The following is a 2869-nucleotide window of genomic DNA, read 5'->3' as shown; positions in this document are numbered from 1 at the left end:
TCGGTTACAGGGTGGAGGAAACGAATCTCGACATCCACGAAGCCGCGCGAGGCCAGCAGGAACTCCATCAGGTGCGGATGGAGCGGTTTTTGGTGGGTCGGGTCGAGATAGAACTGCGCCGCGCCCACCGTGAGGTTCGTCGGGTTGGGCGTCTCGAAGATGACACAGCCACCGGGACGCAGCGCCCGGAGCGACGCGTCGATCACGTCTAGGAGGCTCTCGAAGGAGATGTGCTCGACGATGTGGAAGCCGGTCACGGCCTTCACCGAACTGTGCTCGACCTCCTTCATGAGGTGGAGCACCGCATCTCCGTTGACGACCTCGAGGCCGCGTTGCGTGCATCGCTCGATGAACGTGTCGTTCGTGTCGATACCGTAGGCACGAACACCCGCATCCCGCAGGACATCCAACCACTCTCCTCGACCGGAGCCGAGGTCGACCACCGGCGCCTCTCCGAGGTGGTGCAGTGCGGAGATGTCAGGGAGGTAGTGTCGCACCCGATCGCGGATCTCTTCGACGGAGCCGCGGAACGAGTCCTGGAAGTCGGCGTACACGGCGTCGAGGCGGCCGGCGAGCTCCTCGGCGAAGGTGCTCAGCTGCTGGTCATCGAACGGTCCGGGTAGCCGACTGCGTGCCTCCTTCAGCAGCATGTCGACCCGGTGGCGCAGTACTGCGACCTCCGTACGATCGGCTGCGGCACCAACGGCATCGGAAGCCGTACGGCGCGCTTCGCCGACCGCTGTCTCGAGACGCTGGACACGCTCCGTGGCTGTTCCGACGGCCTGTTCAAGTTCTGCCCGCGACGCCACGTCCCTAAGGGCTTCCTGCAGCTGCGCCACGTCCGACGCGGTCCGACCGAGCGCGTCCTCCAGAGATGCACGGGCCTCCAGGGCACCGCTGAGTGCGTCCTCCAGACTGCTCAGACGTGTCTCCAGAGCCGACAGGCGCTGATCCACACTGACGCGGATCTGATCGGTGGAGCGGATGTGCGCCTCCACGGCCGTCAACAGGGCGATGTTGAACGCGGTCTGGTCGCGTGTCAGGAACCTCAGTAGACGTAGCAGCAGGCGCTTGGCCCCCCCGAGTCGCACGTCGGGTGGCAGCTGACCGACGATCCTGTTGTCGTCCGCGTGCCTCAGGTAGGTGTCGACGATGGCACGGTGGGGGTCCCCCTCCCGCGGTGGGGGCATCGCCTGTGGTGTTGCTGCCTGGGTGGGTGTTGTGGGGATCACGGGATCCACGTGGACTGCTCGTTGCGCCGGCGGTTCGGACATCATGCCCCCTAGCGCGCAGTCGCCCGGTAGGCGGGTACGACCTCCGCCGGCGTATCGAGCATCTTGACGTAACCGTGATCCAGCCAGAGCGCACGGTCACTGACCTCCTCGATCGTCCCGAGGTCGTGCGAGACCAGAACCACCGACGTCCCTGATCTGATCATGGACGCGATGCGTTCGCGCGACTTGTACTGGAACGCTTGGTCGCCGACGGACAGGACCTCGTCGACCACCAGGACCTCCGGCTGGAAGTCGGTGGCGACGGAGAAGCCAAGTCGGGCGAGCATGCCGGTCGAATAGCTTCGGATCGGAACGTCGAGGAAGTCCTGCAGCCCGGCCCATTCGGCGATCGCGGGAGCGCGCTCGCGCATCGTGGTGGGATCACGGCCGAGGAGTGTCCCGTTGAGGACGATGTTCTCCAACGCCGTCATCTCCTGGTTGAACCCCGCACCCAGCTCGATCATCGGAGCCACCGTCCCACGCACGATCACCCGACCCTCCGTCGGCGGGAGCACTCGCGCGATGATCTTCATCAGCGTGCTCTTCCCCGCCCCGTTGGGGCCGACGACGCCGAAGACCTCCCCGCGACACACGTCGAAGGACACGTCGGTGAGAGCCCACAGCCGTTCGTACTCGACCTGCCGTTTGAGGAGGCGGATCGTGTACTCCTTCATGGTCGCCGCCCGGTTCCGGGATAGTCGGTACGCCAGGGAGATGTTCCTGACCTCGATCCGGGGGGGATCGGCTGCGGTCACAGCAGCACCACCAGTTTCTGCCAGCTGCGGGAGAAGACCCACACGCCGAGCGCCAGCACCGTCAGCGACGTCGCCCCCATGACGGCGAACTCCACGGGGGCGGCGAACGTCCCCTCGAACACGAACCCCCGGAACACCCTCAGGTAGGCGAGCAGAGGGTTCACGCGGATGAACACCAGGAAGCGGTCCGGGACGATCGACAGCGGGTAGAAGGTCGGGATCAGGTACGTGACCAGCTGGATGAGGACGTTGGTCAAATCCAGGACGTCGTAGAAGTACACCGCAGCCGAGGCGACCAGCAGGCCGAGCCCGGCCACCAGCATGACCAGCGCCAGGGTCGGGATCACGACCAGCACCACCGTCCACGGCACGATCGCCTGGGGGTGGACGGCTTGGATGATCAGCAGCGGCACCACCGTGATCAGCAGGTTCACACCGGAGGCCAGCGCGGACGCAAACGAGAACACCTCGGCCGGGACGTGGACCTTGGACAGGACCCCTGAGCTGTTGACGATCGCGGAACCAGCAGCGTTCACGCCCTGGGCGAACGACGTGGCCAGGAGGATGCCCGAGAGGAGGAACACCACGTACGGCGCTTCATCGATCTCGAACCGGAAGAAGTTGCTGAAGATGATCCACAGCACCGCTGAGGTCAGCAGCGGGTTGAGCAAGGTCCACCAGACCCCTAGCGCGGACCGCTTGTAGCGGACGGTCAGGTCCCGGACGACCAGGAGCTGAATCAGGCCGCGGTAGTCCCAGAAGTTACGAAGCTCGCTGACGAGAGGCCGACGGGCCTGAGCGGAGTCGTAGTACGAGAGCTGGGTCATGGCGGGCATGAGC

General features: G+C 65.5%; 3 protein-coding genes. All 3 read right to left on the bottom strand.

Going from position 1 to position 2869, the window contains the following annotated elements:
- Positions 1 to 1241: methyltransferase domain-containing protein (locus tag KY462_16830; GenBank protein MBW3579363.1), on the bottom strand; the 1241-nt coding region annotated here is incomplete at its 3' end.
- A gap of 41 nt (positions 1242 to 1282) precedes the next feature.
- Entirely contained in the window at positions 1283 to 1948 is a 666-nt protein-coding gene (locus KY462_16825; protein ID MBW3579362.1) for an ABC transporter ATP-binding protein, read from the bottom strand.
- A 77-nt stretch (positions 1949 to 2025) separates the two neighbouring features.
- Positions 2026 to 2869 (bottom strand): ABC transporter permease (locus KY462_16820; GenBank protein ID MBW3579361.1); only part of this gene is annotated, 844 nt, incomplete at its 5' end.

This window comes from Actinomycetota bacterium (assembly GCA_019347675.1).
In the GTDB taxonomy this organism is placed as follows: domain Bacteria; phylum Actinomycetota; class Nitriliruptoria; order Nitriliruptorales; family JAHWKO01; genus JAHWKW01.
Note: the sequence above shows the minus strand (reverse complement) of the source record. Positions and strands in the feature narration are given on the sequence as shown.